The organism is Nonlabens ponticola, assembly GCF_003966335.1.
GTDB classification, from domain to species: Bacteria; Bacteroidota; Bacteroidia; order Flavobacteriales; family Flavobacteriaceae; genus Nonlabens; species Nonlabens ponticola.
The window spans coordinates 1,400,935-1,424,596 of sequence record NZ_CP034549.1 but is presented as its reverse complement, the minus strand read 5'-3'; the positions used below and the strand labels follow the sequence as shown (position 1 = coordinate 1,424,596).

Sequence of the window (23,662 nt, the reverse complement as noted above, 5' to 3'; positions counted from 1 at the left end):
ATGGTATCCTCAACGGCATAAACCTCTATCTATTTCATCCTAGGAAATAGCGGTTTAACAGAGTAAAAGCGGTGTCAGAATGTTAGTTTGAAAACCTGTTATGTATACGGCGTGCTATTTTTTTGACCTTGGACGTGAGAAAATAGGTTGGGTCCTTCCATAAAATCACCTCACTATTATCAATAGGAAGATTATTAAAAGTGGCATCCTTTAAAATGCCATTAATGCGTTTTGTATGCTTCTCATTGACACCATAGGATCTTGCATACCAGGTATGTGTTGCCATTATCTTATCGTCCCATGAGATATGATTTGAAATACCGTCTGTTGCCATCTGTGAATCTAGGAATAGCATCTTGAAACCTTTTCTGCGCAAATAGAAGAAGAATCTGTAATAGGGTTCAAAAACACTCTTGCGATCAAATTTGAAAGGTAACTGATGAAGTTTATCTGCAAACTCTGCCTCTTTAATGAACTGTTGCTGTAGCATTTCTTTCATAGAGAATGATTCCATGACTCTACTCCAGTGAATGAGGCACAAAAAAGTGTTGGGAACATAAGGATTATAACCACGGTGCGATATCATACCACCGTCGCGTACACCTGCGACTACCTGATCGTTTGCCAGCATGTGATTTTTGATCTTCTCGATAGCGCTGGCATCCTGAAATATCACATCTTCATCGCACATGAGTAGCCAGTCAACCTTTTGGGATTTTAATTTTCTGATGGCATACCGCAGACTGGATAATCCATGCATACCATTGCGACCATCGATGACAAATCTATTTATCGCAGTTGGGTGCAGTGGTGAGGTCTTCTTATACAACTCAAAATTGATGACCGTTGATAAAATAGATACATCACTCATGAACATGGGCCTTTTTGAAGAAAATACAATGCCATATCTAGGGCAAGATATATATTAATATCATTACTCATTTCATAATATTACATGCAGTAAAATTAATAGTATCAATCGTATTTATTATCATAATGTCATTATGCTGGATTTTAGCTTTCGCGTAAGCTATAAGATGTTCCAGCGCATTAAGATCATTTAACATAGCATCAATTTTTCTGGCCAATTGCTTTGAGCCGCCTCTGGCTGGATTACCGTGATTGTTTTTCTTTTGGTGTCCAATATATCTTAGCCTTATCAATCTTTTTAAATTCTTTGTATTCTTTCATGGTCAACCTGTTTGAATTGATAAATCGATGACAATTGAATATGAAATCCTTAACTACACTTATCAAAATCAATAGCATTCTTAAATCACCTTTGAATACGTCATTTTTTAACTTAATCCAGAGACTATATGATATCATTCGAATAGCTGGTTTTAAAGGATAAAACATTGCATATAAGAACCAACCTGCCCTGATCCCTTTGCCTAATCGCGAATAATAGTTTTCCCGATCCTTCTTACGTTGTTTTAAGTCCACCCTATGTTGTACCAAAATTGCTGGGTAGTATAGAACCTTCCACCCATTTTTAAATAATTGGTAAGATGCATAATCTTCTTCACCATAGAACTCGAACCATTCTGGATACGGATCGATCTCCTTCCACGCGTGCATGTTCCAAACATGACCACAACCCACAAAACTTTGAACCTGTTGAGGTTTATCTAAGGTGTCTATTCTAGATGGCTCATCTACAGACCAAAATATTCGTAGTGCAGCAACAGCGCACTTTGGATTATCGTTAAAAAAGGATAGCAATTTTTTAGTGTACTCTGGAGTGAGTATGTGCGCATCATCATCTAGTGAGATAGAATATTTACCCTTTGCATTTTCTAGTAAAAAATTTCTACAAGCCATAAGTCCAAGACTTCGTTGGTTTCTAAAAGCTCTAATTGCTGGGTAATTGTTTTTAACAAATTCATATGTGCCATCAGAGGATCCATCGTCTATAATTACAACATCAAGCTCTTCTGATAATATTTGTGCTGACATTATACTTAGTGTTCTTGAAAGCTGGTCCAACCTATCCTTAGTGCATATTAGCAATGAAAAAATGTAATTCATATACTTAATAATTACGTGCAATATCTGAAGTTAATCCCTTTGTCCTGAGAAAGAGCCGAGTAAAAATGGAAACTTTGAAAAGTCTTTTAAACATTTTACTTTTTAAATAAAATCTCACCGGCCTTTTTTCAAGTTTATTTTTGAAACTTAAAAGATGATCGTTAGAAACTTTGGGTCGTCCTTCAAAACTTGTTCTTTCCATCCATGGCTCAAAAATGTTCCCCATATGGTATGCAAAGTTTTGCGCTGTTGTAAGTCGGTAACCATCGAGTTTTAACGCCGAAGAGTCTAGAATACGAGATTCTGAGCCTCCACCAAGTTTAAATGTAGATACCTCATGATTTATCTTGGTGAATATTTCCGATTTATAGGTAGCAACCGCATGACCAGATCCGACGACCGCCACTACATCATTATGGGTAATGGTTAAGTGATATTTCAGATAATTTTTGTTGTAATTGTCTTTCCAACCGATACTGCGATAAAATTCCCTCATGGCACTGGGATTATCTACTGGTTTAAATTTCAATTTGCTTGAAAATAAATAGTCAAATATTAAATTGGAGCTATAACTCGAATACATCTTGAATTGCGGGATCAATCCCACTACCGCCGCCTTTTTAATGTTTAAGAAAACATCTGCTGTTTCTTTTTGCCAACCTTTCACAAATAAAATATCAGCGTCAGAAATGGTTATCAGGTCAACTTTATGACCAGACACTCCTTTAAGTATGGCATTCAATTTTCCAATATTTACGGTTGTAATAAGCTCATCTAGGATGCGCTCTTTCAACATCTCGCTTAGGAAAGAATTTACTTCTTGACAACTCCCGTTATCAACAACCGATATTAGCGTATTTGAATGAACAGAATTTATCAAAGATTTTAGACAGCTTTCTAAAATTCTCAAACTGTCCTTATAGTAATCTCTTAAATGTGGAATATAAACGGGCACCACGACTAAATGTGTGTATACCGCGTCTGATAGTTGTTGATTCCTATTTGGGTTATAACCGACTCTCAAAAAACTAAGCTTAAGTTGTTGAGTATATTTTCAAAGGATTGAAGACTAAAATAATCTGCATAAGGATTTTTTACCTTTTCATTATTAATAATTCTCAATAGTAGGTCTGAAAGCTTCTCTTGAATTTCTTTTTTGTTCTTGCTATTTGCTACTAACCTATCATCCTCAATTATACGTCTTGATTCACTCTTATCTGGACAGACAGAGAACACCGTTCCATTAGAACTTGCGAGCACTGGCAGCTTTCCTGGTAAAATATTGCTGTACTCTAGATTATTTTCAACAAGAAGTGCTACATCAGACTTGTAAATCTGTTCACTTAAACAAATTGACGATTTTGCACCTTTCAATATCCGTATGTTCTCAATGCCAGAATATTTGCTCGCAAGTTTATGATAGTGAACGCTTTTAAGCCGTAAAATCATTTCAAAATTATTTTCAATCAAAGTATTCGTCAATAGATCTTTAAAGGCATCTATGATAATTTCAATGTCCCGACCCAACTGCAAAGTTCCATGATAAGTTATTGAGTACTTTTTATTCTTCTTATATTCTGCATCCAACTTACTAAAGGCAAAGGCAGTTGGTTCAAATTGATGCGGTATTGTTGACAGTGGTTTTTTGGATTGATTGTATAAAACAGAGATATCCTGGGAAAGCAATTGAGAAGGTGATATACTGATCCCTGCTTTTTCAACTACTTCATGCATTCTTTTTACTTTCTTTAATTCTAACATATCAAGATTGCTAGAACTTCCAGGATCCCAGAATGCAGGATACGGGTCATGAAAATTGACGATTGACTTCTTTAAAAAATCAAATTCTACTGCGGCAAGGATATTCTCATAATCTTGTCCAGAGCTGCGCAGGAAAATAACATCATATTTTGAAAAGTCTAAAGACTTATAAATATTAGATATTTTGTTCACTATGTGTGCATCGTTCAATGATTCATGGAATGACCTCCAATAAAACTTATTGAGCCATTTTATATAAGATGGAATATCTCGATTGACGTTCTCTATTTGAACATTATCTGCATTTAATAATTCTATTTTCTCATCGCTCACACCATGAAGTCTGGTGTATAAAACATCTACACGAGTCGAAGGCCAGATCATTTTTAATCTCTTTATGAAGGATCGTGATACTATTCCCTCGCTGGTTCCAGAAATCCTTAGATCCTGAGCAATCACTAAAACATTCTTGACCATAAATCTATTTTTTACTGCGATTTTTCAATTTGTGGAGAATGGTTCTCTTTAAAGATCTGCCAATAAAATTGGTATATCTTAAAACTAAACCATGTGATAAATAATAAGAGGAGAACTGTATCCAAAATTTAGGAACGCTTTTGATATTGTAGAAGGCTCTTTCCCAATTGTCCAATAATAAATTCAATTGATTCTTATCAAATCGATTAGAATACAAGGAGATTAGATGATTGTAATAGGCAAACGAAGCATAGGCCTTAGGCCCATTATTATCCTGTTTTGAACTTATGTTGATACCGCTACTTCTGAAAAGCACATTAGCCTCATTAATAGTATAGATGTTGCCAAAATCTGAAACCTCTAAAACCAAAATATCATCACTATGCCAAGCTAGCGGAAAATCGCGTAGGCCAACGGCCTTGAAAGATTCAAATTTAAAAACATATTCTGGTAGAGAACTACGAGTCAAACCATTAAGCTTACGAATAAAAAAATTAATCGACGTCTCAGTTTTTGGATGAGTAAAAGAGTCAGTTAAAAAATCACTGCTAACATCTATAACTCTTGTAGCATATCTAACCACCTGACTACCTGAACGATTAATTTCATCTAGATTTTCATAAAAAGCTTCTACACATGTAGGCTCCAAAATATCATCATCTCCAATTATTTGAATCCAAGTAGTATCAGGAACTAGATCAATACATCGTTCCCATTGTTTTATCAAAGAGTATTTACCCAGGTTTTCATCAAACTTATGGTATTCAAGGTCAAAGTGGTTTTGATATTTTTCAATCAAAGCTGATGGATCATCAGGACTTCCGTCATTACCTATGAAAACATTAAATCGCTTATCCGTCTGTAACGATAATGATTTCAAGGTGTCTTCAAAGAAATCAATCTTATAATAAGGAATAATAATGGATAGCATAGTATCATTCATCAGGGCAGAAGATTTTCAAAATATTTGATGATACCAATTCTAGTGAAAGCTCTTCTCAATTTGCGCCCCAATTGATATGAGCGTGTTGACTTTATACCATTCAATGCCGAAGTTCTGTCTTCTATGATTCTTAGGTAACGCTCAATCAGAACAAATAGCAATTTCTCGTACAACTGATGATTTAATTCCTTCTTGAGAAGTTTTAAGACCGCCATTTGATCCGGAATATAGCTACCTGATTGCGTTCTACCGTCAACATTCTTGCGATATAAAACCAATGCTTCATTTAAAAAATAACCATCGCCGTAATCTCTAAATATTTTGACCCATAAAAGCCAATCTTCTTGAGCTGATAATTCAACTGAGAAACGTAGTTTTTCAAATACCTCTTTTCTGAACAGTCCACAATGAATGGGAATAGAAAAATCATAATTCCAGCCAAAAAGTACGCTTTCAAAATTGAAATACTCTTTTTTCAAATTGCAATATGGAACACCGACTATGTTACCTTGATTGAGCATTTTAAAATCGGTCAATACGATATTAGTGACTAGGTGATTAGAATTAAATGCATTTATAGATACCTCTAATTTTGTCTTTTTCAAGATATCATCGCAATCTAAAAACTGTATGAAGTCTCCCAAAGCGTTATTCAATCCTACATTTCTTGCAGAACTTACACCGCCATTTTTTTTAAAATAATACTTGAATCTTGAATCCTTTTCTGTCCATCTTGCTGCAACTTCTCGCGTATTGTCAGTACTACCATCATCAATTATCAAACATTCCCAATTTTTAAACGTTTGATTTTGAACACTAGAAAGTGTTTCCTCCATGTAGGAAGATTGATTGTAGCTAGGGATTATAATGGAAATTAGATCTGACATGAATTAAACGAAAATCGCGAAATAAATCTGCAAGTTATAATTTATTAGTTGCCGCGGGCTTTTCTAATGAAATAGTAACCCTTTCCAAAAACTCTAAACGAAAGTTGAGCCAATCTTAAATAATTGGCATGTGTACTCGTTTTGATTATTTCTAGATCCTTAAAGGCCGATCGTAGAAAAGGAATACTTGTGGATTTGCTCATTAAAATATGTGCATGATTTATGTAACCGTCCATAAACCAATTTGCTAATTCATAATTACTCAGAGCAATCATGTCGTTACTACACAAGTATTTTATCTCACAAATATTAGTGTGGTATTTTACTTCATCAACATCAACATCGCTACTTAACGATATGTCATGTTGCCTATAAAGAGTTGTCACTCTATCTATGAAGGCACCTGCCGTTGTGTTATGCAAGTATTTAATGAAGAAGTTATACTCATCTCCAGCAGTTCTAAATCTTTCATTAAAACGCGTATTAAGAATGGTGTTTCTTTTACAAGTAAAGTCATTTGTAATCCAACCAACGACGAACTTTGCATAGTTTTCCGGGCTTATCAATGAGGCGTCTTTAGAGGAATGAAAAGGAGCGGCACCTTTTTTTTTATCATCAACAAAAATTTCACTTTCTGATACTACAAAATCTATTTGCTCGTCTTCAAGTGCATGAGTAGCTAGCTGCAAATGATCTTCAAGCATTATGTCATCACTATCAAACCACTTTATAATTTCCCCTCGTGACTTCTCAAAAGCGATATTCCTACATGAATTTGCTCCTTTAGTTCGATCCTTTGATCTTATGAAAATTTTAAATCTTGGATCAGCTTTCGCGAAAGCAGAAATCACACCAACAGTATCGTCAGTAGAGCCGTCATCCACGATGATACATTCAAAGTTTTTATACGTTTGAATAGAAATTGATTGAAGTGTTTGTTCAATAAGGTGTTCACGATTGTAGATAGGTATTAGAATGGAGACTAATTTATTTTTATTCATGAGCGGTTTATATATAGTCTGCGCACAAATTTAGCAAGATTGATCCCACCCTTATATCTCAAGGTTTGCCAAAATATAGCGTTAATTAGATCCTTCTTATTCATGTCATACTGATAAGTCATCCATTCCAGATAATCGATTACTTTAATGATCTGATCCTTTTGAAGAAAATCTCGCTTATGCTTTAGAACAAAGTTGAAATACTTAAATGTCTCAGTCCATTTTGTGATTTGCTCATAATCAGCCCTAGAAATATTTTGATCTGACATTCTGAAAAACACCAGCGCATCGTTAATACTATAGATATCTCCAAACTCAGAAAAGTCCATCCAGGCATAATCATCTGCATGCCAAGCTAGTGGTACGTCTCTAAAACCGTGTTTTTCATAAGCTCCACGAGTAAACATATGCTCTGATAAAGAACTGCGTCCATCCTTAAAAAAACGCTCTTCAAATACTCTCGAATAAGGCTGTATTCTAGGATGCTTATATACTTTACTGATGGGTTCTCCTTTACCATCTATTACTTGAGTAGCATATTTTACTACCTGAATATTATGCTTCTCTATTTGTTGTCTATGGAAATAAAACTGATCTACCACAGTTGGTGATAGTAAATCATCATCACACAATATCATTATCCATGGCTCATCTAATGTCATGGTTAGACAACGCATCCATTGTGAAGTCAAAGAAATCGATCCTAGATTATTATCAAAACGCACATACTTAACATCTAGATCGTCTTTAAATTGTTTTAGGACTTCAATAGGATCATCTGGTGATGCATCATCTCCAACGTACAGATTAAAATCTTTATTTGTTTGATTTTTTAAAGAATTTAAACATTCATTGAAAAAATCTTTTTTGTAGTAGGGTATTACGATCGCAAGCGCATGCTCCATTTTCTCACTAGTATCTTCTTTAATCATGAATGACTTCTTTCGTGATTGATTTCCTGTAAGCTGCTCCTATTCTTGACTCTGAAATGCGCTTTTTCAAAAACTCAAACCATAGATAGAACTGCTCCTGTATCTTTTTAGATTCATAATGTTTAAGATCCTGTTTTAGATCATTCAATACCAGTGTGACATGATTAAAATTTTTATCCGTAATTGGATCAACCATCATGAATTTATTTACGAGCTCAGTCAACGCCTCAGTTCTTTTAAGTGGTATCAAACAATATCCCATTGAATAGCTATCATTAAAAAGCGTACCAGGAAATCGCTGCATATCACCCAGATAAGATGGTGTTATTACATCTTGCTCTTGTACATATTTACCCCAACCAAAATCGATGAGAACAGGAATGTATTGTTCTTTATTTTTTGATATTATAATATTGTCTGGTCTGATATCTCTATGGATAATTTGATACCGTGCGAGCTGCATTAATATATCTAGGCAACCGCCTAAAATTTGGCAAATTTGAGCATGTGATAAATAATGGCTGCCCTTGATTTCATCTTCTAGAGGCTGCCCTTTGACAAAGTTTATTGTAATGCTAGATTCTTCAATGCCTTGCTCAAAATTTATAACATTGGGGAAATTTTTACAATTTGATAGTTTTTTTAAAAACCTATTTTCATTAAAGCAAATAGGATTGGTTCCCTTTTTATAAATCACATCACCTAAACTAAATGTCCTGCAGCTGTATTCTTTACCGTTGTGAGTAACAGTATTATTGCTAAGCAGTTCGTATTCCTTATCCAAATCCAAATTGTAAAGAAATTATTAGTTGTAAGCTTAAGATAATTTCCAGTTGCTCTTTTTGAGCACTAATGGTAGATTTCCTGAAATAGGCTTTTTTGAATTAAAATAGTCTTCTTCTTGAATTTCAAATTCCAAAACCCTAATGTAGCTATCTAGATACTCGTTAGTATGCCTTATAGAAATGTTTATATAGTAATTACCTGGTTTAAGTTCTAAACCTGCTGGTAAGCTTGCTTCAACAACATTCTCGCCTGGTTTGAGATAAAATCGATCATTACTATGGTCTGAGTCAAATACCAAAAGACGTTGATCAAATGAGTCAAAGATTGTAATGCGAGATGTAATGTCAATCTCTCGTTTTGATGGAATCACAAATTGAAAACCTACAGGTTGTGAAATCGTCACCGTTTCCACAGGCTTTGATTCCTGATTTAAAAGTTGAAAATCTTTGATATACACATCTAACACTTCTATTCCATCTCTACTAGCAAGATCTACCCTAGAGAACGTTTGACTTGAAGAATTGATATACTTATCTACACACTCTTCTATATTTCCAGAGAAGGATACATATCCATTTTCAAGAATCATGCCTCTAGTACATAGACTTTGAACGCTAGCCATATTGTGGCTTACAAATAATACGGTACGTCCATCACCGCTAGAAATATCCTGCATTTTACCGATCGCCTTCTTTTGAAACTCTGCATCACCTACTGCTAAAACCTCATCTACAACTAGTATGTCTGGTTCAAGAAACGCCGCAACCGCAAAGGCCAATCTGACGGTCATACCGCTACTGTAACGCTTAGTCGGCGTATCTATGTACATTTCACAGCCTGAGAAGGCAACGATTTCATCTATTTTTGTTGAAATTTCTGCTTTATTCATTCCTAGGATAGCACCGTTCAAATAAATGTTTTCACGACCTGTCAATTCTGGGTGAAAACCAGTTCCTACCTCTAATAAACTTGCTATACGGCCTTTGGTTTTTATGCTGCCAGTAGTAGGGCTTGTCACTCGGGAAAGAATTTTGAGTAAGGTAGATTTGCCAGCACCGTTCTTACCTATGATGCCTAGAACCTCGCCCTTTTTAACTTCAAAATTGATGTCCTTTAAGGCCCAAACGTATTCTTGACTTGCTTTTTCTGAGCGCTTATTGACCGCACCTACCTTTAAATAAGGATCTTCCTTACCGCGTATAAGATGCCACCATCGATTCAAATCGTGAGACAGAGTACCTGTACCGATAAGACCTAGTCGGTACTGTTTGCTTATATTTTCTGCTTTGAGAATTATATCGCTCATCCTTAAACCGTATCAATGAAAGAACGCTCTGTTCTATTAAACACTATCAAACCCAATAAGAAAACAACAACGCCTATCCCGCAGGTATAAACCAACATGCCCATATCGAAAGATCCTACACCTATGGTCATGTATCTAAATCCTTCTATCACCTGTGTCAGTGGGTTCCATTCTATAATGGGCAAGGCTTTTTGCACCCATTCCTTGTCTGATGCCTGGATCTCTTGTAAAGAGTAAGGTACGGCGCTAATGTACATCAACAGTTGCACGCCAAAACCCACCAAAACTGTAAGGTCTCTATATTTCGTTGTTGCACTACTTATGATCATGCCTGCCCCTAGTCCTATGAGTGCCATCACAACTACGTACACTGGAAATAATACGAGTGCCTCATTAGGTGATCCTGCACCACCTTTAAAAGCGAAATAAATATAGAACACTACAAAAATAAGTACCTGTATCCCTAGCTTAAAAACGTTGGATACGGTCACGCTCATAGGAACAATCACGCGCGGAAAATATACCTTACCAAAGATACCAGCGTTTTGCACAAAGGTGTTACTAGTACCATTCAAACAATCCCTAAAATAATTCCAGATGGTTATACCAGCGAGATTGAATAGAAAGGGATTCACGCCACCCGTATCGATATTACCAAAACCATTGAATACCAACGTAAAAATCACACTGGTAAAAAGTGGCTGGATCAAATACCACAAAGGTCCTAATATAGTTTGCTTGTAAACAGTAATTATGTCGCGCTTTACAAACAGGATCAATAGGTCACGGTAGCGCCATATCTCCTGAAAATTCAGGCGTATAAGCGCAGTTTTAGGCTTGATCTCATACAGCCATTCTTCTTGTTTCATAGCTGTTAGGAATTACGCTTTCGCGAAAGCGGTACAATCTTTCTTAATCTATGCAATAAACGTACTGCCTTATTTTTACTCTTATATTGCTCATGATAGCCATTACCGTAAGCTCCATAACCGTATCCATAGCCGTAACCGTAACCATAACCGTAGCTGGCTTGATCCTTAAAGAAATTGAATAACAAGCTCACATTCTTAAATTCTTTACGTACATACTTTTCATTGACGATATCCAGCATACCCTTGCGCGTATAGCCTTGACGCACGACATAAAGCGTGGCATCTGCATAATGGGCAATTTCCATGGCGTCTGCCACCAGGCCTACCGGTGGCGTGTCAAGAATTACATAATCATAACGCTCCTTCAACTTTTCAATCATGGTCACCATATTGTCTGACATGATCAACTCACTGGGATTGGGCGGTGTAGGTCCAGACAAAATCACGTCAAGATTCTCAATTTCTGTGGACATGGTAATCTCGTCAATACTGGCATCATTTACTAGAAAATTAGAAACACCTACCTTGTTCTTAACATTAAAATCATCAAAGATTTTAGGCTTGCGCAAATCGAGACCTACCAGCACGGTGCGCTTACCACTTATGGCAAAGATGGTCGCCAGATTAATACTAGTAAATGTCTTCCCTTCACCACTCACGCTACTCGTGACCATGATAGTGCGTGTACCTTGAATTGCAGGCGTGGAGTACATAAAATGCAAGCTGGATCGTAGCCCGCGGAAAGCCTCTGCCACGGCAGATCTAGGTTTTTCATAAGCCACGAGATTATTAGGATGGTCTATCCGTCCTATAACACCTATTAATGGCACTGGCGAGATCTTTTCTAGATCCTTAGGTGAGTGGATAAAATTATCCAACATGGTAAAAACGAAAGCTACGGTAATGGGTATGGTCACACCTATCAGTAAAGCTATAAGATAATTTATGGTACCATCACGTGAAGTTCCACCACTACCAGTATCCTTAGCTTCATCGATGATATAAATATCAGACACGTTTGCTGCTTTGACTAATTCTGCTTCAGCACGTTTTGCCTTAAATAGATCAAAACTTTGTTGGGTAATATCAACTTGTCTTTGAATTTTCAATAATTCCTGCTGCTCTTTAGGCAATCTACGTATCTGTGATTCCAGTCTGTTGATCTCACGACTCAGACTCTGTAATTCATCTTGCAGTAAATCCTTATTACTCTCGATATTCTCATAAAGTACATCCTTGACTGCATCAATACGTCTATCAAGATCCTGAAAAATAGGTGCGTCCTCTCGCATGCTAAATTCCCTGCGCTTACGCTCTGCAGATAATTGTACCAACTGGCCTACATATTGTGAAATGCTACCGCTGGATATACCTACCGTACTAGGTGCTTGAATATTAGTATAGTCTGTCTTGCTGCGCAGATAGCTCTCTAGATTGTTAAGATAGTTAAGCCTATTATTAAGATCTCTTTTCTGGATTTCATAATCAGTCAACTTATTGTTGAAATCGGTGCTTTGAGTACTAGCATCGATTAGCTGACTATTACCTCTAAAATTTTCCAGAGCATTTTCTGATTTTTTAAGCCTATCAGCCTCTGAAGCTAGACTACTATCAATATAAATAATAGTACTCACGGCAAATTTATTCTTTCGCTCTAATTCTTGACGTACTAATACTTCACTACTCCTATTGATATAATCTATAAGACGTTGCTTGTTTCTACCAGATAGGGTCAATTTTAAAATAGAACTACCATCATCTGTTGGTCTTACACTTATAGCCTTGTAAGTATTAACCGTTGCCCAATAGTCCGAAAATTTGATGAGCCACTCACCACCTACAGGTATGGTTTCCTCACGACGCTGTACGTCAATGTGCAAAAAGTCTAGAGCCACTGGATCGCCAAATTTGAACTGCTCGCTCCACTCACCTACAGGAACCTTGAGCGTCACCTTTTCTTTACCACCATAATCATATCCAGGTGCTGTGGCATCTGTAAATGTAGTGGAAAGCTCAAAGGTATCCTGATCCAGCACCGTGATGCGCAGCTCCTTACCATACAATTGAGCCTGACTGGTATCTACATAAACAAAAAATGGCGTTTGTTTATAGGCATCTACATTATAATAATCGCCTTCCTTGATGTACTCCACATAATATTGCAGATCATCAACAACCTGCTCTGCATGAGAACGAGACTTGAATTGAGTAATAATGGTAGTCACCTTGTCAGTAGTGCCACCCCAATTAAAAGTAAGGCTTTGGTTTGAAGTGAATAGCGGGTTTGTATTGTCTTTGATAGAAATCAAAGAACTAGCGTCATAATAGGTTTGTATAAATTGATTCTTATAATACGCATAGGAAAAGCCTATCGCGAGACATAATAACAGCAACCACCACAACTTGAGCAATTTGCGGAAAAATTGCTTGATATCAAATATGCCTGAAAGCGCGTTTACCTCTTTATCTTCTTCCATCTGCTTTATCTAGTAATAAGTAAAACTGCCGTGGTCAACGCCGTTAAGATGGATAAAACAGTGGTAAAACTACTCAATCCAGTGGTACCTGTTCCCAGCGCTTTTTGTGGTAATGGATCTACCACAATCATGTCATTGGGCTGTATATAATAGTATGGCGAGTACACGATATCAAGATCTGTAACATCCACGATGTGCGTGCGCACACCATCTGGATAACTGCGTACGATCTTGACCTTTGTCAGGTCGCCAGTTACCGGCACGCCACCACCATCTGCAATGGCCTCAATCACGTTTACCTGATCTCTAAAGATGACCTTTTGCCCGGTACCACTCACCTCACCTACCATGGTATAGCGCAGTCCAGCCAGTTTTACAGTTATATAAAGTTGTGCGACCTCTTTTAGATATTCGCTATTGATCTTGTTTTCCAGTTTCATGCGCACCTCATCTGTCGTGAGACCCAGCACCTTAATCTTGCCCAGCTCTGGCATGCGTATCTCGCCTCGAGTATCCACATTGTAACCCGTGTAATAAGGATTGCCAGATCCGTCATCGGCCGTGGCGCCGCCCGCGATACTAAACATGGGTGCGATACTCTCTTCGTCCACCGCCGTGCGTATGTTGATCGTGAGCACATCGCCTACCTGCAATCGGTAAGGCGCCGGCAATTTGCGCACATAGCTCAAACTGTCCACGACTTGTGATTTTGACTCCTGTAAATAGGTGATTTTATTGGTAGGAACGCAGGATGCCGCGAGCAACATCATTGCTATCCATAGTAGTAAGCTAGCTTTACGCATAGTTTCCTTGAGGTGTAAGCGGTAAATATAAAATTTAGTTAAGAAAAAGCCTATTAAAATCCACACGATCCCACGTTATATAACTCTTTATCGTTCGGTTTATTTTAGGGTGCAGTGTTGTATGTCGTTTTGTACCGCTTTCGCGAAAGCATAATCACCCAAAACAGCAACCATAAAAGCATCTTATCCACACTCATGAATATTACTGCAAGTTTGCTTCTTGCTCATGATCAAGAGCGAGTAATTGAACGTAATTTTGCACAGGTCGATAATCTGTCCCTAAAAGCTATTGCATGAATTACATAAGTGTCGAGAATGTATCCAGAGCCTTTGCTGATAAAGCACTGTTTGAAAATGTGTCGCTGGGAATTAATGAAGGGCAAAAAATAGGTTTCGTTGCCAAAAACGGCTACGGCAAGTCCTCGCTACTCAATATTATCGCTGGCAAGGAACAACCTGATAGCGGCACGGTCAATCGACGCAACGACCTGCGCATGGCTTTTTTATCGCAGGAACCTGATCTGGATCCCAAAATCACTATTGAGCAAGCCATACTGGATTCTGACATTCCTACCATTAAGATCATTGCAAACTATGAGCGCGCCATGCAAAACATGGAAGACGCAGATGCCTACCAGGCAGCATTTGACCAAATGGATGCCGCCAATGCGTGGGATTTTGAGACCAAATACAAACAGATTTTATCCAAACTAAAGCTCGACGACCTATCCCAAATCATAGGCAAATTGAGTGGTGGTCAAAAAAAGCGCATCGCCATGGCCATCGCACTATTGTCTGATCCACAATTGCTCATAATGGATGAGCCTACAAACCACCTGGATCTAGAAATGATCGAGTGGCTGGAGAGCTATTTTAAGCAGGAAGATTATACTATTCTTATGGTGACGCACGATCGTTATTTTCTGGATCGCGTGTGTACGGAGATTATTGAATTGGATCGCGGCAATCTCTATACATATAAAGGTAACTACTCCTATTATGTGGAGAAAAAACAGGAGCGACTTGATATTGAGCAAACCACGCAAGAAAAAGCCCAGCAACTCTATAAAAAAGAGCTGCAATGGATGCGTCGCCAGCCCAAGGCACGTACAACCAAGTCCAAATCACGCATCGATGATTTTTATACCATCAAAGAAGCAGCCTTCAACCGTCGCAAGGAACATCAAGTGGAGCTGGAGATCAACATGCAGCGTCTGGGAACTAAAATTGTAGAACTACACAAGATCTCAAAATCGTTTACTGGCAAGCAATTGATCGATAACTTCTCCTATAATTTCCAGCGTGGTGAACGGTTGGGAATCATAGGTAAAAACGGTACCGGTAAATCTACCTTTCTCAATATACTCACTGGTAAGTTAAAGCCCGATACTGGTAAGGTCGTGGTAGGAGAAACAGTTAGTATGGGTTACTATACCCAAACGGGAATCGACATCAAGCCAGGCCAAAAGGTGATTGATGTGGTCAAGGAATACGGCGAGTACATACCACTTAATAAAGGCAAGATCATCAGTGCTAGCCAGCTGCTTGAGCGTTTCATGTTTGATAACAAGAAAAAACATGATTTTGTAGAAAAACTGAGCGGTGGCGAGCGCAAGCGATTGTATTTGTGTACCGTACTGATACAAAATCCTAATTTCTTGATTCTTGATGAGCCGACTAATGATCTCGATATCCCAACACTCAATGTGCTGGAGAACTTCTTGATGGATTTTCCTGGCTGTATTCTGGTAGTGAGCCACGATAGATATTTTATGGATAAGATCGTGGATCACTTATTTGTGTTTAACGAGTCTGGCGACATCACAGATTTCCCTGGCAACTATTCAGACTTTAGATCCTATGTAGGTAGTACCGATATTGCGCTAGAGCCAGAAACAAAAGCACCATCTAAGCCTTCACCAACAGCTGAACCTGCGATAAAGACTGCGACTAAAAGCGGACCAACAAGAGAAGAGCAAAAAGAACTTTCTAGACTAGAAAACAGAATTAAAAAGCTAGAACAGCAAAAGAAGACCTTACAAGACAGCTTTCTAGATACCAGTCTATCTACTGATGATGTCACAGCAAACTCTATCAAACTAGAGAAAACAAAATCAGAGCTAGAAGAACTAGAAATGCAATGGCTGGAGTTGACAGAAAAATTAGATGTATGACCATCTGATTATATAATTTGTTGAGGAGTCAGTGAGCTAATATGGTAGCTAGTTGTTAATTATACTATGAATGAACTAATCACTGCAACTGAAAACTTAAACTAGTAATTACCAACTAAATCCTATCTTTAAATAAAACTTGTAACCATGTTTGATCAATACGCTGACTGGATCTACATAGCCGCTGTAATCATTGCATTCTTCGTCTTTTTAGGCTGGAATAAAAGCAGGCAAAAGTCTTTAGGTCAACGCAAACGTCGCAACTTCAAACAAAGTTTTAGAGATAAACGTGCCGATCGTCAATCTGATTCTGGAACAGATTTCATTGAAAAGAAGTAAGTGAACACTGTACTTAAATACTTCTGCAAATAACCAACTGACCTTAAGTAGTATCTAATTATCCAGCAAGGCTTCTATATCTTGCTTGACCGATTCAATATCATGCAACATGGGATACACATGAGTTTGAACCTCATTTTTAGAAAGTAATAAATTAAGAGGGAAACCTTGAACACCTAAACCACTTGTCAAGTCTCTTGCGTTGACCACCTGATCATAATCAAAATTGAAACGCTTGCTATATCTACGCACTTTATGCCTATCGTCAAACGTGATGGCAATAAAATTAACTTTGTCCTTATACTCGTCGCGCAGTGTATTGAGCGCAGGAATCTCTTCTATACACGGTGGACAGCTGGTGAAATAAAAATTGATAAACGTGGGTTTACCTTTAAGGTCAGCATAATCAAAGGTGGCATTATCATGACTTGCGATAGCTTCCAGCGGATAATATTTACCCAAATTACGCCAGTGAGGTCCAAGGTAATCCACTAATCCTGAATTCATGGACGATAAATTCTTAAACTCTACACTGCGTATAATACTGTCACCTACCGTTTTGACTCTGGTTATTGTTCCCATCATATCAGTACGTAACATTTCTACCTTATAATCATGGTATTGACTATCGGTTAGAATGACACCATCTTCAAGTTTATAAACTAGGGTTTGAGCGTTGAGATAAAACGAACTCACCATTAAAAATATTAGAACAAACCAATTTTTCATACATCTTAATTTAGGCAACTGGCACCGCATACAAATCAAAATCTTCAGCCGCAGTTATTTCTACATTTACAAACTCGCCAACACTGCAATAATGCTCGCTGGCATCGATGAGCACTTCATTGTCCACGTCTGGGCTGTCAAATTCTGTACGGCCTACAAAGTAGCCGCCACGCTTGCGGTCAATCATGACCTTGAACTGCTTACCTATTTTTTCTTGATTCAGTTCCCATGATATCTGTGACTGGATCTCCATAATTTCATTGGCGCGCTCTTGTTTGACATCTGCAGGAACATCGTCCTCAAGTTTGTAGGCATGTGTGTTTTCTTCATGAGAATAGGTAAAGCAACCCATTCTTTCAAATCGCTGGTCAATTACCCATTGCTTCAAGATGTCAAAATCTTCTTGCGTCTCACCAGGATAACCAACAATAAGCGTAGTTCTAATCGCCATATCAGGCACCTGCTCACGGAATTTTTCTAGCAGCGCGTTAGTCTTCTCAAATGTGGTACCGCGTCGCATTGACTTCAATACTGGTGTGGAAATGTGTTGCAATGGTATATCTAGGTAATTACACACCTTAGGCTCTGCATTCATGACATCGAGAACATCAGTCGGGAAACCAGTTGGGAACGCATAGTGCATCCTTATCCACTCAATACCATCTACTTTACAAAGCTCAGTTAGTAAATCGGCTAGGCGGCGTTTTTTATAAAGGTCAAGACCGTAATAAGTCAAATCTTGAGCAATGAGTATCAATTCTTTAACGCCATTTGACGCAAGCTTTTCTGCCTCAATGACTAGGTTTTCTATGGGCGTGCTCTTGTGTCCACCACGCATAAGCGGTATCGCACAGAAGGAACATGGGCGATCACAACCTTCCGCAATCTTGAAGTAGGCATAGTTTTTAGGTGTTGTTGTTACACGCTCACCTATGAGTTCGTGCTTATAATCTGCGCCCAGCGCCTTGAGAAGTGATGGCAGCTCTGTCGTGCCAAAATACTGATCCACATCTGGAATCTCTTCTTGCAGGTCTGGCTTGTAACGCTCTGACAAACAACCTGAAACAAAAACCTGATCGACCTCACCACGATTTTTGCGCTCGACAAAGTCAAGAATGGTGTTGACAGATTCTTCCTTAGCATTATCAATAAAACCACAAGTATTGATGACCACGACATTACCTTCTTCCTCATGAACCACATCTTTACCACTGGCCTTCAATTGACCCATCAAGACCTCGCTATCATAGACATTCTTAGAACATCCTAGAGTGACGACATTGATACGGTTCTTTTTTCTTGTTTTTGTTCTCATAAGCGGCTGCAAATTTACGACTTATGTAGGTAGTATGTTATGGTGGTTGTGGTGATTACGCTTTCGCGAAAGCGAAATACAAACTAATACCATTACAATCGACGACCTTACTAACTAATTGTTATGATCATAACAGTATGGTTATATTGCGGCAACTATTAAAAAATATGAAACAGAAACTAACCATCGCTTTTTTACTTGTGCTTACTGCAACTATCGCACAGAACAATCGTATAGAAGCCTACAGAATATTAACCAATGGTAAGAAGGTTGATGGTTTTATCAGGCCGTCCAGAAATATCTTCAATCCTATTACCACAAATTTTTATTTAACTACTGACGGTGATAAAATTATCATGACGCCTAGCAATACTATGGAATATGGTACTACAGACAATCGAGTGAAATTTATTGCCAAAAATATTCCTGTAGATCAAGCAAATGATAAGCAACTAGTCAATGAACAAGATATAAATACTATTAATAGGACTGTATTCTTAAATACAATTGTTGATGGCCCTGCTAGCCTGTACAAATACAGCACCAATGATAATGTGCGCTATTACATAAGCAAAGAAGGTAATGATGTGCAATTGCTCGAATATCAGATTTTCTTAAATTCAGAGTCTACGGGTGTGGAAACTAATGAACCGTATAAGCGTGTATTATCTGAAGAATTAAACTGTGGCAAAATTGATTTCAAAGCAATGGGTGAGATGAGCTATACAGAAGAAGATCTTATTGAATATATTGTTGCTTATAATGAATGTGAGAACAATAATTACAGTGTGTTGAGACAACAAGAAAATTTGAAAGGATTTTCTGCTCGCATTTTAGCTGGAGTGGACACACAATATTTAACGGTAAATTCTCAATTTGACTCATTTGACGGATCTGATATTGACAACAGTAGTAGTTTGAGGGTGGCTGGTCAATTAGAACTAAGAATAAGTAAGACGATTAATGGTTGGTCGCTAATAACTGAAATTGGGTACAATGCCAAGAAAGAAGGAAATTCTCAGGTTTCATATAGAAGTGTTGTAGGTTCTGATGATGGACTACCTGTTTTAGGTACGGTGATAGTTCCAGTCAATTATGAGGTGAGCAGTATTGACGTGACCTTTGGCGCTATAAAATCTTTTTACTTAAATGATAATTTAAACCTTCAAGCATCTGCCAAGGCAGGTTACCTCTTTACTTCAGAGGATTCATTTATCAGATTTCAAGATCGCTTTACTGAAGTGATTGAATCGTTGGACGATCGACCATTATTTGGAATTGGATTAGGGTTTGAGCTGTTTAATAAATTTAGCCTTAATGTTGATTATTTTGTCCCTGTAGTAAATGATGAAAAAGGCTCGCCTATATTTGAACCAACCTACAGCGGCTTACGCGCTACTTTAGGATACCGTATATTTTAAATATGTGTAAGGTATCTTATTTACCGATTTATCCAAGATAACGATCTAAAACCAGCATCATGAAAAAAATATTATGCGTATGCATTTGTCTAATCACATTAGTAGCTAACTCTCAAACTCAAAGGATTCCCGCTTATGTAATTGATACCGAAGGCGTGAAAACTCAAGGTTTTATAAATTCAAGTACCAATTATAAGACGCCTAGCGCTATCAATTTTTATAGCTCAACGGAAGGTAATGAGTCTGTAAAAATCACTCCGCAAAACGCTCGCGAAGTTGGATTGACTAATGGCGATGTTAAATTAATAAGTAGCGCTACAACCATCGACTTATCAAATGATGAAGTGCTGACTAATAGCTCTGAAATTAGAACTCGAGAAAGCACCATTTTCCTGAGGCAAATTATACAAGGTAAGGCTGATCTGTATCTACACTCTAATGAAAATAATACCAGATACTATATTAAAAATGACACCAGCAGTATTGTTTTACTGCCCTTTAAAAAATATATGACAACCGATAATGTTGTTAAAAATGTAGCCACATATCGAGCTATACTCAATGAATATTTAAAGTGTAATAAAAATGATTTTAAGGTTTTATCAGAAACTAGTTACAATGAGAATGATTTAAAAGATTACATACAACGTTACAATGATTGTCAAGGTAGCAATAGTAAAATCTTTAAACAGAGATTTAACTTCAAACCATTCTCCGCAACTGCAATGGCTGGAGTAGGCTTCAGTTATGCAAATTTAGATCCAACTGCTGATCGCTTTGACGGTTTTGACGATCCTAGCAACACAGCACTGCGTGTAGGCGGCATAGCTGAGTTTAGTCTAGATCGAATAAACTATACCTGGTCAATAATAGGAGAGTTGTTTTACACGGCAGGGTCGTCCACTGAATTATCACAAGAGCAAATTGATGGTAATGTTTCAGGAAAGATTACGTCTTTTGAATATCAATCGATCGATGCAATGCTAGGTGCGAGAACTTACTTATATGCCAATGATAAACTTTCAATTTTTCCAGGACTGTCCGTAGGATATAAAGTATCGAGTGGCGATAGTAAAATTTATGCCATTGATCCTAGTGTGAATATCGTGAGTGATATTTCTAATCAATTTGTGGTGCAACCGTCAGTAGGTATAGAATTTAATAGAAAAGTGAGTGCGGTAGCTCAATATCAATTTTATACTGACACGAGCTTTAGAAACTTTGGCTTTGACATCAACCTATCCACGTTTAACGTCATGGTAGGCTATCGATTATTCTAATCAAATATTACTAAATAGAAAGAAAGCCACTCAATCTGAGTGGCTTTTTACTTGAAGAGATAACTATCTTTTATATCACCAACTCCATATCCACAATGAGAGATCTTGAAAATAGATGCGGCACAACAGCATAATGATAGCACTGATAGAAGGTATCAACCAATTGTATCGCTTGAGAACAATCATGGCTCCATTGATCATTAGCAATACAAAGTGAACGCCTGCAATCACATAGGATGGCAAGTAGCCATTTGCTGGTGCTAGAGAATTATCGCTTACAGGGTCACTTATACTTTTTGCCACCACAACTAGGATGAAAAACGCTGCGTAAATCACCAGCACTCTCGTAAAAATGCCCAGACTTTTATCTGTAAACAAGGGTGGTTTTTTATCTGTGGTGTTCAATGCTTATTTGGTATAATTAGAAGGTATCTTTCTTTTAGGATAAGCGTTTTCATAAGCTGCTGCCCATACGAATAGCTGTCGGGACAAATCATCCTTAGTTATAAAAGTCAATCCATAGGGAACACCATTCAAGTCATAACCCATAGGTACAGTCAATGCAGGATAAAATCCTACCGCTGCTATTCCTGCACTGTAATTATTGATGGATAAAAAACCATCCAGTCCATAATCATTTATATAGCTATCAAAATAATTTTGTGCGTTTGCCGTAATATTATTTTTGACGGCAAGGAATTCAGCATCAGTCATTTCTTTCTCGTCCATGATTCCTTGAAAAAGTCTTTGCCCATAAGGCATGGCATTGATACTGTCCTTGCGATTCTCCATCATTACCTTACCAACATCCCAACCATTGTATTTCTTATTTGCACTTTCCTTAAAATAAGCCGGTAAATCTTGACGCATATCTGCATTCAAGACCGTCAAGAAATTATTGAGTTGCACTTCTCGTGCAGGCAATTCAACGATGACACCACCCAGATTCTTAACATCTTGAATGGCTTTTGCATACAATGGATTTGATTTAAAGTCTGGGAAAATACCAAATCTTCTACCCTTCAAACTAGCTTCATCAAGTTTTTTAAGTAACGTATTGTCAATAAAAGCATTTGACGTATCACCAGTTAGCGCTTGCATAAGTATAGCCGCATCTATTACACTTTTTGCCATCGGGCCAGCAGTATCAAGATAACTGGAAATAGGCACGATGCCGTCACCAGATAAAGTACCCACTTTAGGCTTGAACCCAACCACAGAATTTTGAGAACTAGGTGACAGTATAGATCCACTTGTCTCTGATCCTACCGCGGCAACCGCTAGATTTGCAGCGACACTAACACCGCTACCACTACTCGATCCACCTGTATCAATAAACTTGCGTTTATAGGGACTTAATGTTTGACCACCGACAGCGCTGTAGCCGCTTGGGCAATCTCCACAGAAAAAATATGCCCATTCGCTCAAGTTGGCCTTCCCTAAAATAATCGCACCGGCATCTTTCAAATTGGTCACTATCTGTGCATCTCTTGTTTGATTTTCCATCAATGTTGCAGCGCCAGCAGTCGTTGGCATGTCGGCCGTATTGATGTTATCCTTTAATAGGATAGGCATACCTGTGATCGTATATGGATTGAAGGACTCGCCATAGGATTTCATTTGATCCATGCGCTTATCCGCAGCAGTTGCTTGTTCTAAGACCTTAGGATTAAGTGAGATGACACTGTTTAAGGAAAGCTCGTTATTGCGGTCATAGCGATAAATCCTATCCAGATAAAACAATGCTAGATCCCTATAGGTAAATTTATTCTCATAAATCGCGCTTTGTATTTCAGGTATGGTTTTCTCGAGTACGTACTCGTTCATTTCGTCTTTCTTGCGATTACCGCTAGGCGAGCTTTCGCGAAAGCGTAACACATCAGCCTTCAAAACTGCAAAAACATCATCTCTAGTGATGTATTTAGAATCCAGTACCTTGAAATCCATTTCTTCTAGCTCCTTAGGCTCTTGAGAAGCCTTGGCTTCTTGTTCCCCATTATTTTCTTGCGTGGTAGCATTTTGAGATGGGCCACAGGCAACAATAAAAACGAATAGAAATAAGTACAAAAATCTCATAGAAATTAATTTATCTAAAAATAGAAAACTCTCTGCACAGGCTCGTCGCTAG

General features: G+C 37.8%; 21 protein-coding genes. 4 read left to right on the top strand and 17 right to left on the bottom strand.

Features of this window, described 5'->3' with window-relative positions; genetic code table 11:
* Positions 1-82: 82 nt before the first annotated feature.
* The 13 genes from EJ995_RS06380 to EJ995_RS06320 all read right to left on the bottom strand — a co-directional run bounded on the left by EJ995_RS06380 (position 83) and on the right by EJ995_RS06320 (position 14,276).
* Positions 83-871, bottom strand: a complete 789-nt coding sequence (locus EJ995_RS06380) for a hypothetical protein (protein WP_126446745.1) — start codon at positions 869-871, stop codon at positions 83-85.
* Positions 872-1,113: 242 nt separating this feature from the next.
* Positions 1,114-1,959, bottom strand: a complete 846-nt coding sequence (locus EJ995_RS06375; RefSeq protein WP_241234705.1) for a glycosyltransferase family 2 protein — start codon at positions 1,957-1,959, stop codon at positions 1,114-1,116.
* A 76-nt stretch (positions 1,960-2,035) separates the two neighbouring features.
* Positions 2,036-2,941 (bottom strand): glycosyltransferase family A protein, encoded by a 906-nt coding sequence (locus tag EJ995_RS06370; protein WP_164549883.1) that lies wholly within the window; start codon positions 2,939-2,941, stop codon positions 2,036-2,038.
* A 110-nt stretch (positions 2,942-3,051) separates the two neighbouring features.
* Positions 3,052-4,269 (bottom strand): glycosyltransferase family protein, encoded by a 1,218-nt coding sequence (locus EJ995_RS06365; protein WP_126446739.1) that lies wholly within the window; start codon positions 4,267-4,269, stop codon positions 3,052-3,054.
* 4 nt (positions 4,270-4,273) lie between these two features.
* Complete coding sequence (locus EJ995_RS06360) at positions 4,274-5,212, bottom strand: glycosyltransferase family 2 protein (protein WP_126446738.1); 939 nt, start codon at positions 5,210-5,212, stop codon at positions 4,274-4,276.
* Complete coding sequence (locus EJ995_RS06355; protein ID WP_126446736.1) at positions 5,212-6,099, bottom strand: glycosyltransferase family 2 protein; 888 nt, start codon at positions 6,097-6,099, stop codon at positions 5,212-5,214. The genes EJ995_RS06360 and EJ995_RS06355 overlap by 1 nt, the downstream gene beginning before the upstream one ends.
* A gap of 44 nt (positions 6,100-6,143) precedes the next feature.
* Positions 6,144-7,100: a glycosyltransferase family 2 protein gene (locus EJ995_RS06350; protein WP_126446734.1), complete on the bottom strand. Its 957-nt coding sequence runs from the start codon at positions 7,098-7,100 to the stop codon at positions 6,144-6,146.
* The gene (locus EJ995_RS06345) at positions 7,097-8,032 is read right to left on the bottom strand and encodes a glycosyltransferase family 2 protein (RefSeq protein ID WP_126446732.1); all 936 of its coding nucleotides are present in this window, start codon (positions 8,030-8,032) and stop codon (positions 7,097-7,099) included. Before EJ995_RS06345 ends, EJ995_RS06350 begins: the two co-directional genes overlap by 4 nt.
* Complete coding sequence (locus tag EJ995_RS06340) at positions 8,025-8,816, bottom strand: protein kinase domain-containing protein (protein WP_164549882.1); 792 nt, start codon at positions 8,814-8,816, stop codon at positions 8,025-8,027. Before EJ995_RS06340 ends, EJ995_RS06345 begins: the two co-directional genes overlap by 8 nt.
* A 33-nt stretch (positions 8,817-8,849) precedes the next feature.
* Positions 8,850-10,124: an ABC transporter ATP-binding protein gene (locus EJ995_RS06335; protein WP_126446728.1), complete on the bottom strand. Its 1,275-nt coding sequence runs from the start codon at positions 10,122-10,124 to the stop codon at positions 8,850-8,852.
* Positions 10,125-10,126: 2 nt separating this feature from the next.
* Positions 10,127-10,993, bottom strand: a complete 867-nt coding sequence (locus EJ995_RS06330; RefSeq protein WP_126446726.1) for an ABC transporter permease — start codon at positions 10,991-10,993, stop codon at positions 10,127-10,129.
* A gap of 5 nt (positions 10,994-10,998) precedes the next feature.
* Entirely contained in the window at positions 10,999-13,473 is a 2,475-nt protein-coding gene (locus EJ995_RS06325; protein WP_126446724.1) for a polysaccharide biosynthesis tyrosine autokinase, read from the bottom strand.
* Positions 13,474-13,478: 5 nt separating this feature from the next.
* Positions 13,479-14,276: a polysaccharide biosynthesis/export family protein gene (locus tag EJ995_RS06320; protein ID WP_126446722.1), complete on the bottom strand. Its 798-nt coding sequence runs from the start codon at positions 14,274-14,276 to the stop codon at positions 13,479-13,481.
* A gap of 293 nt (positions 14,277-14,569) precedes the next feature.
* Between EJ995_RS06320 and EJ995_RS06310 the strand changes: the two genes are divergently transcribed.
* Both EJ995_RS06310 and EJ995_RS06305 read left to right on the top strand, forming a co-directional pair.
* On the top strand, positions 14,570-16,450 hold the full coding sequence (locus tag EJ995_RS06310) for an ABC-F family ATP-binding cassette domain-containing protein (RefSeq protein WP_126446718.1): 1,881 nt from the start codon (positions 14,570-14,572) through the stop codon (positions 16,448-16,450).
* 147 nt (positions 16,451-16,597) lie between these two features.
* Positions 16,598-16,789: a hypothetical protein gene (locus tag EJ995_RS06305; RefSeq protein WP_126446716.1), complete on the top strand. Its 192-nt coding sequence runs from the start codon at positions 16,598-16,600 to the stop codon at positions 16,787-16,789.
* Positions 16,790-16,843: 54 nt separating this feature from the next.
* On the opposite strand, the gene EJ995_RS06300 is transcribed toward EJ995_RS06305, so the two are convergent.
* Both EJ995_RS06300 and rimO read right to left on the bottom strand, forming a co-directional pair.
* Positions 16,844-17,518 (bottom strand): TlpA family protein disulfide reductase, encoded by a 675-nt coding sequence (locus tag EJ995_RS06300; protein ID WP_164549881.1) that lies wholly within the window; start codon positions 17,516-17,518, stop codon positions 16,844-16,846.
* A gap of 10 nt (positions 17,519-17,528) precedes the next feature.
* Positions 17,529-18,833 (bottom strand): 30S ribosomal protein S12 methylthiotransferase RimO, encoded by a 1,305-nt coding sequence (gene rimO, locus EJ995_RS06295; protein ID WP_126446712.1) that lies wholly within the window; start codon positions 18,831-18,833, stop codon positions 17,529-17,531.
* A 167-nt stretch (positions 18,834-19,000) separates the two neighbouring features.
* Between rimO and EJ995_RS06290 the strand changes: the two genes are divergently transcribed.
* Positions 19,001-20,254 carry a hypothetical protein gene (locus EJ995_RS06290; protein WP_126446710.1) on the top strand — a complete coding sequence of 418 codons (1,254 nt, stop codon included), beginning with the start codon at positions 19,001-19,003 and terminating at the stop codon, positions 20,252-20,254.
* Between the two features lie 59 nt (positions 20,255-20,313).
* A complete protein-coding gene (locus EJ995_RS06285) occupies positions 20,314-21,534 on the top strand; it encodes an outer membrane beta-barrel protein (RefSeq protein ID WP_126446708.1) in 1,221 nt (406 codons plus the stop codon).
* A gap of 75 nt (positions 21,535-21,609) precedes the next feature.
* Here the strand turns inward: EJ995_RS06285 and EJ995_RS06280 are convergent, their stop codons facing one another.
* Positions 21,610-21,912: a hypothetical protein gene (locus tag EJ995_RS06280; RefSeq protein ID WP_126446707.1), complete on the bottom strand. Its 303-nt coding sequence runs from the start codon at positions 21,910-21,912 to the stop codon at positions 21,610-21,612.
* Between the two features lie 30 nt (positions 21,913-21,942).
* Entirely contained in the window at positions 21,943-23,610 is a 1,668-nt protein-coding gene (locus EJ995_RS06275; RefSeq protein WP_126446705.1) for an amidase family protein, read from the bottom strand.
* Positions 23,611-23,662 lie beyond the last annotated feature (52 nt).

Bases quoted from the DNA above. Each gene is read 5' to 3' on its own strand.
- EJ995_RS06380 (WP_126446745.1), bottom strand. From the start codon at position 871: ATGAGTGATGTATCTATTTTATCAACGGTCATCAATTTTGAGTTGTAT.
- EJ995_RS06375 (WP_241234705.1), bottom strand. From the start codon at position 1,959: ATGTCAGCACAAATATTATCAGAAGAGCTTGATGTTGTAATTATAGAC.
- EJ995_RS06365 (WP_126446739.1), bottom strand. From the start codon at position 4,269: ATGGTCAAGAATGTTTTAGTGATTGCTCAGGATCTAAGGATTTCTGGA.
- EJ995_RS06360 (WP_126446738.1), bottom strand. From the start codon at position 5,212: ATGAATGATACTATGCTATCCATTATTATTCCTTATTATAAGATTGAT.
- EJ995_RS06355 (WP_126446736.1), bottom strand. From the start codon at position 6,099: ATGTCAGATCTAATTTCCATTATAATCCCTAGCTACAATCAATCTTCC.
- EJ995_RS06350 (WP_126446734.1), bottom strand. From the start codon at position 7,100: ATGAATAAAAATAAATTAGTCTCCATTCTAATACCTATCTACAATCGT.
- EJ995_RS06345 (WP_126446732.1), bottom strand. From the start codon at position 8,032: ATGATTAAAGAAGATACTAGTGAGAAAATGGAGCATGCGCTTGCGATC.
- EJ995_RS06335 (WP_126446728.1), bottom strand. From the start codon at position 10,124: ATGAGCGATATAATTCTCAAAGCAGAAAATATAAGCAAACAGTACCGA.
- EJ995_RS06330 (WP_126446726.1), bottom strand. From the start codon at position 10,993: ATGAAACAAGAAGAATGGCTGTATGAGATCAAGCCTAAAACTGCGCTT.
- EJ995_RS06325 (WP_126446724.1), bottom strand. From the start codon at position 13,473: ATGGAAGAAGATAAAGAGGTAAACGCGCTTTCAGGCATATTTGATATC.
- EJ995_RS06320 (WP_126446722.1), bottom strand. From the start codon at position 14,276: ATGCGTAAAGCTAGCTTACTACTATGGATAGCAATGATGTTGCTCGCG.
- EJ995_RS06310 (WP_126446718.1), top strand. From the start codon at position 14,570: ATGAATTACATAAGTGTCGAGAATGTATCCAGAGCCTTTGCTGATAAA.
- EJ995_RS06305 (WP_126446716.1), top strand. From the start codon at position 16,598: ATGTTTGATCAATACGCTGACTGGATCTACATAGCCGCTGTAATCATT.
- EJ995_RS06300 (WP_164549881.1), bottom strand. From the start codon at position 17,518: ATGAAAAATTGGTTTGTTCTAATATTTTTAATGGTGAGTTCGTTTTAT.
- rimO (WP_126446712.1), bottom strand. From the start codon at position 18,833: ATGAGAACAAAAACAAGAAAAAAGAACCGTATCAATGTCGTCACTCTA.
- EJ995_RS06290 (WP_126446710.1), top strand. From the start codon at position 19,001: ATGAAACAGAAACTAACCATCGCTTTTTTACTTGTGCTTACTGCAACT.
- EJ995_RS06285 (WP_126446708.1), top strand. From the start codon at position 20,314: ATGAAAAAAATATTATGCGTATGCATTTGTCTAATCACATTAGTAGCT.
- EJ995_RS06275 (WP_126446705.1), bottom strand. From the start codon at position 23,610: ATGAGATTTTTGTACTTATTTCTATTCGTTTTTATTGTTGCCTGTGGC.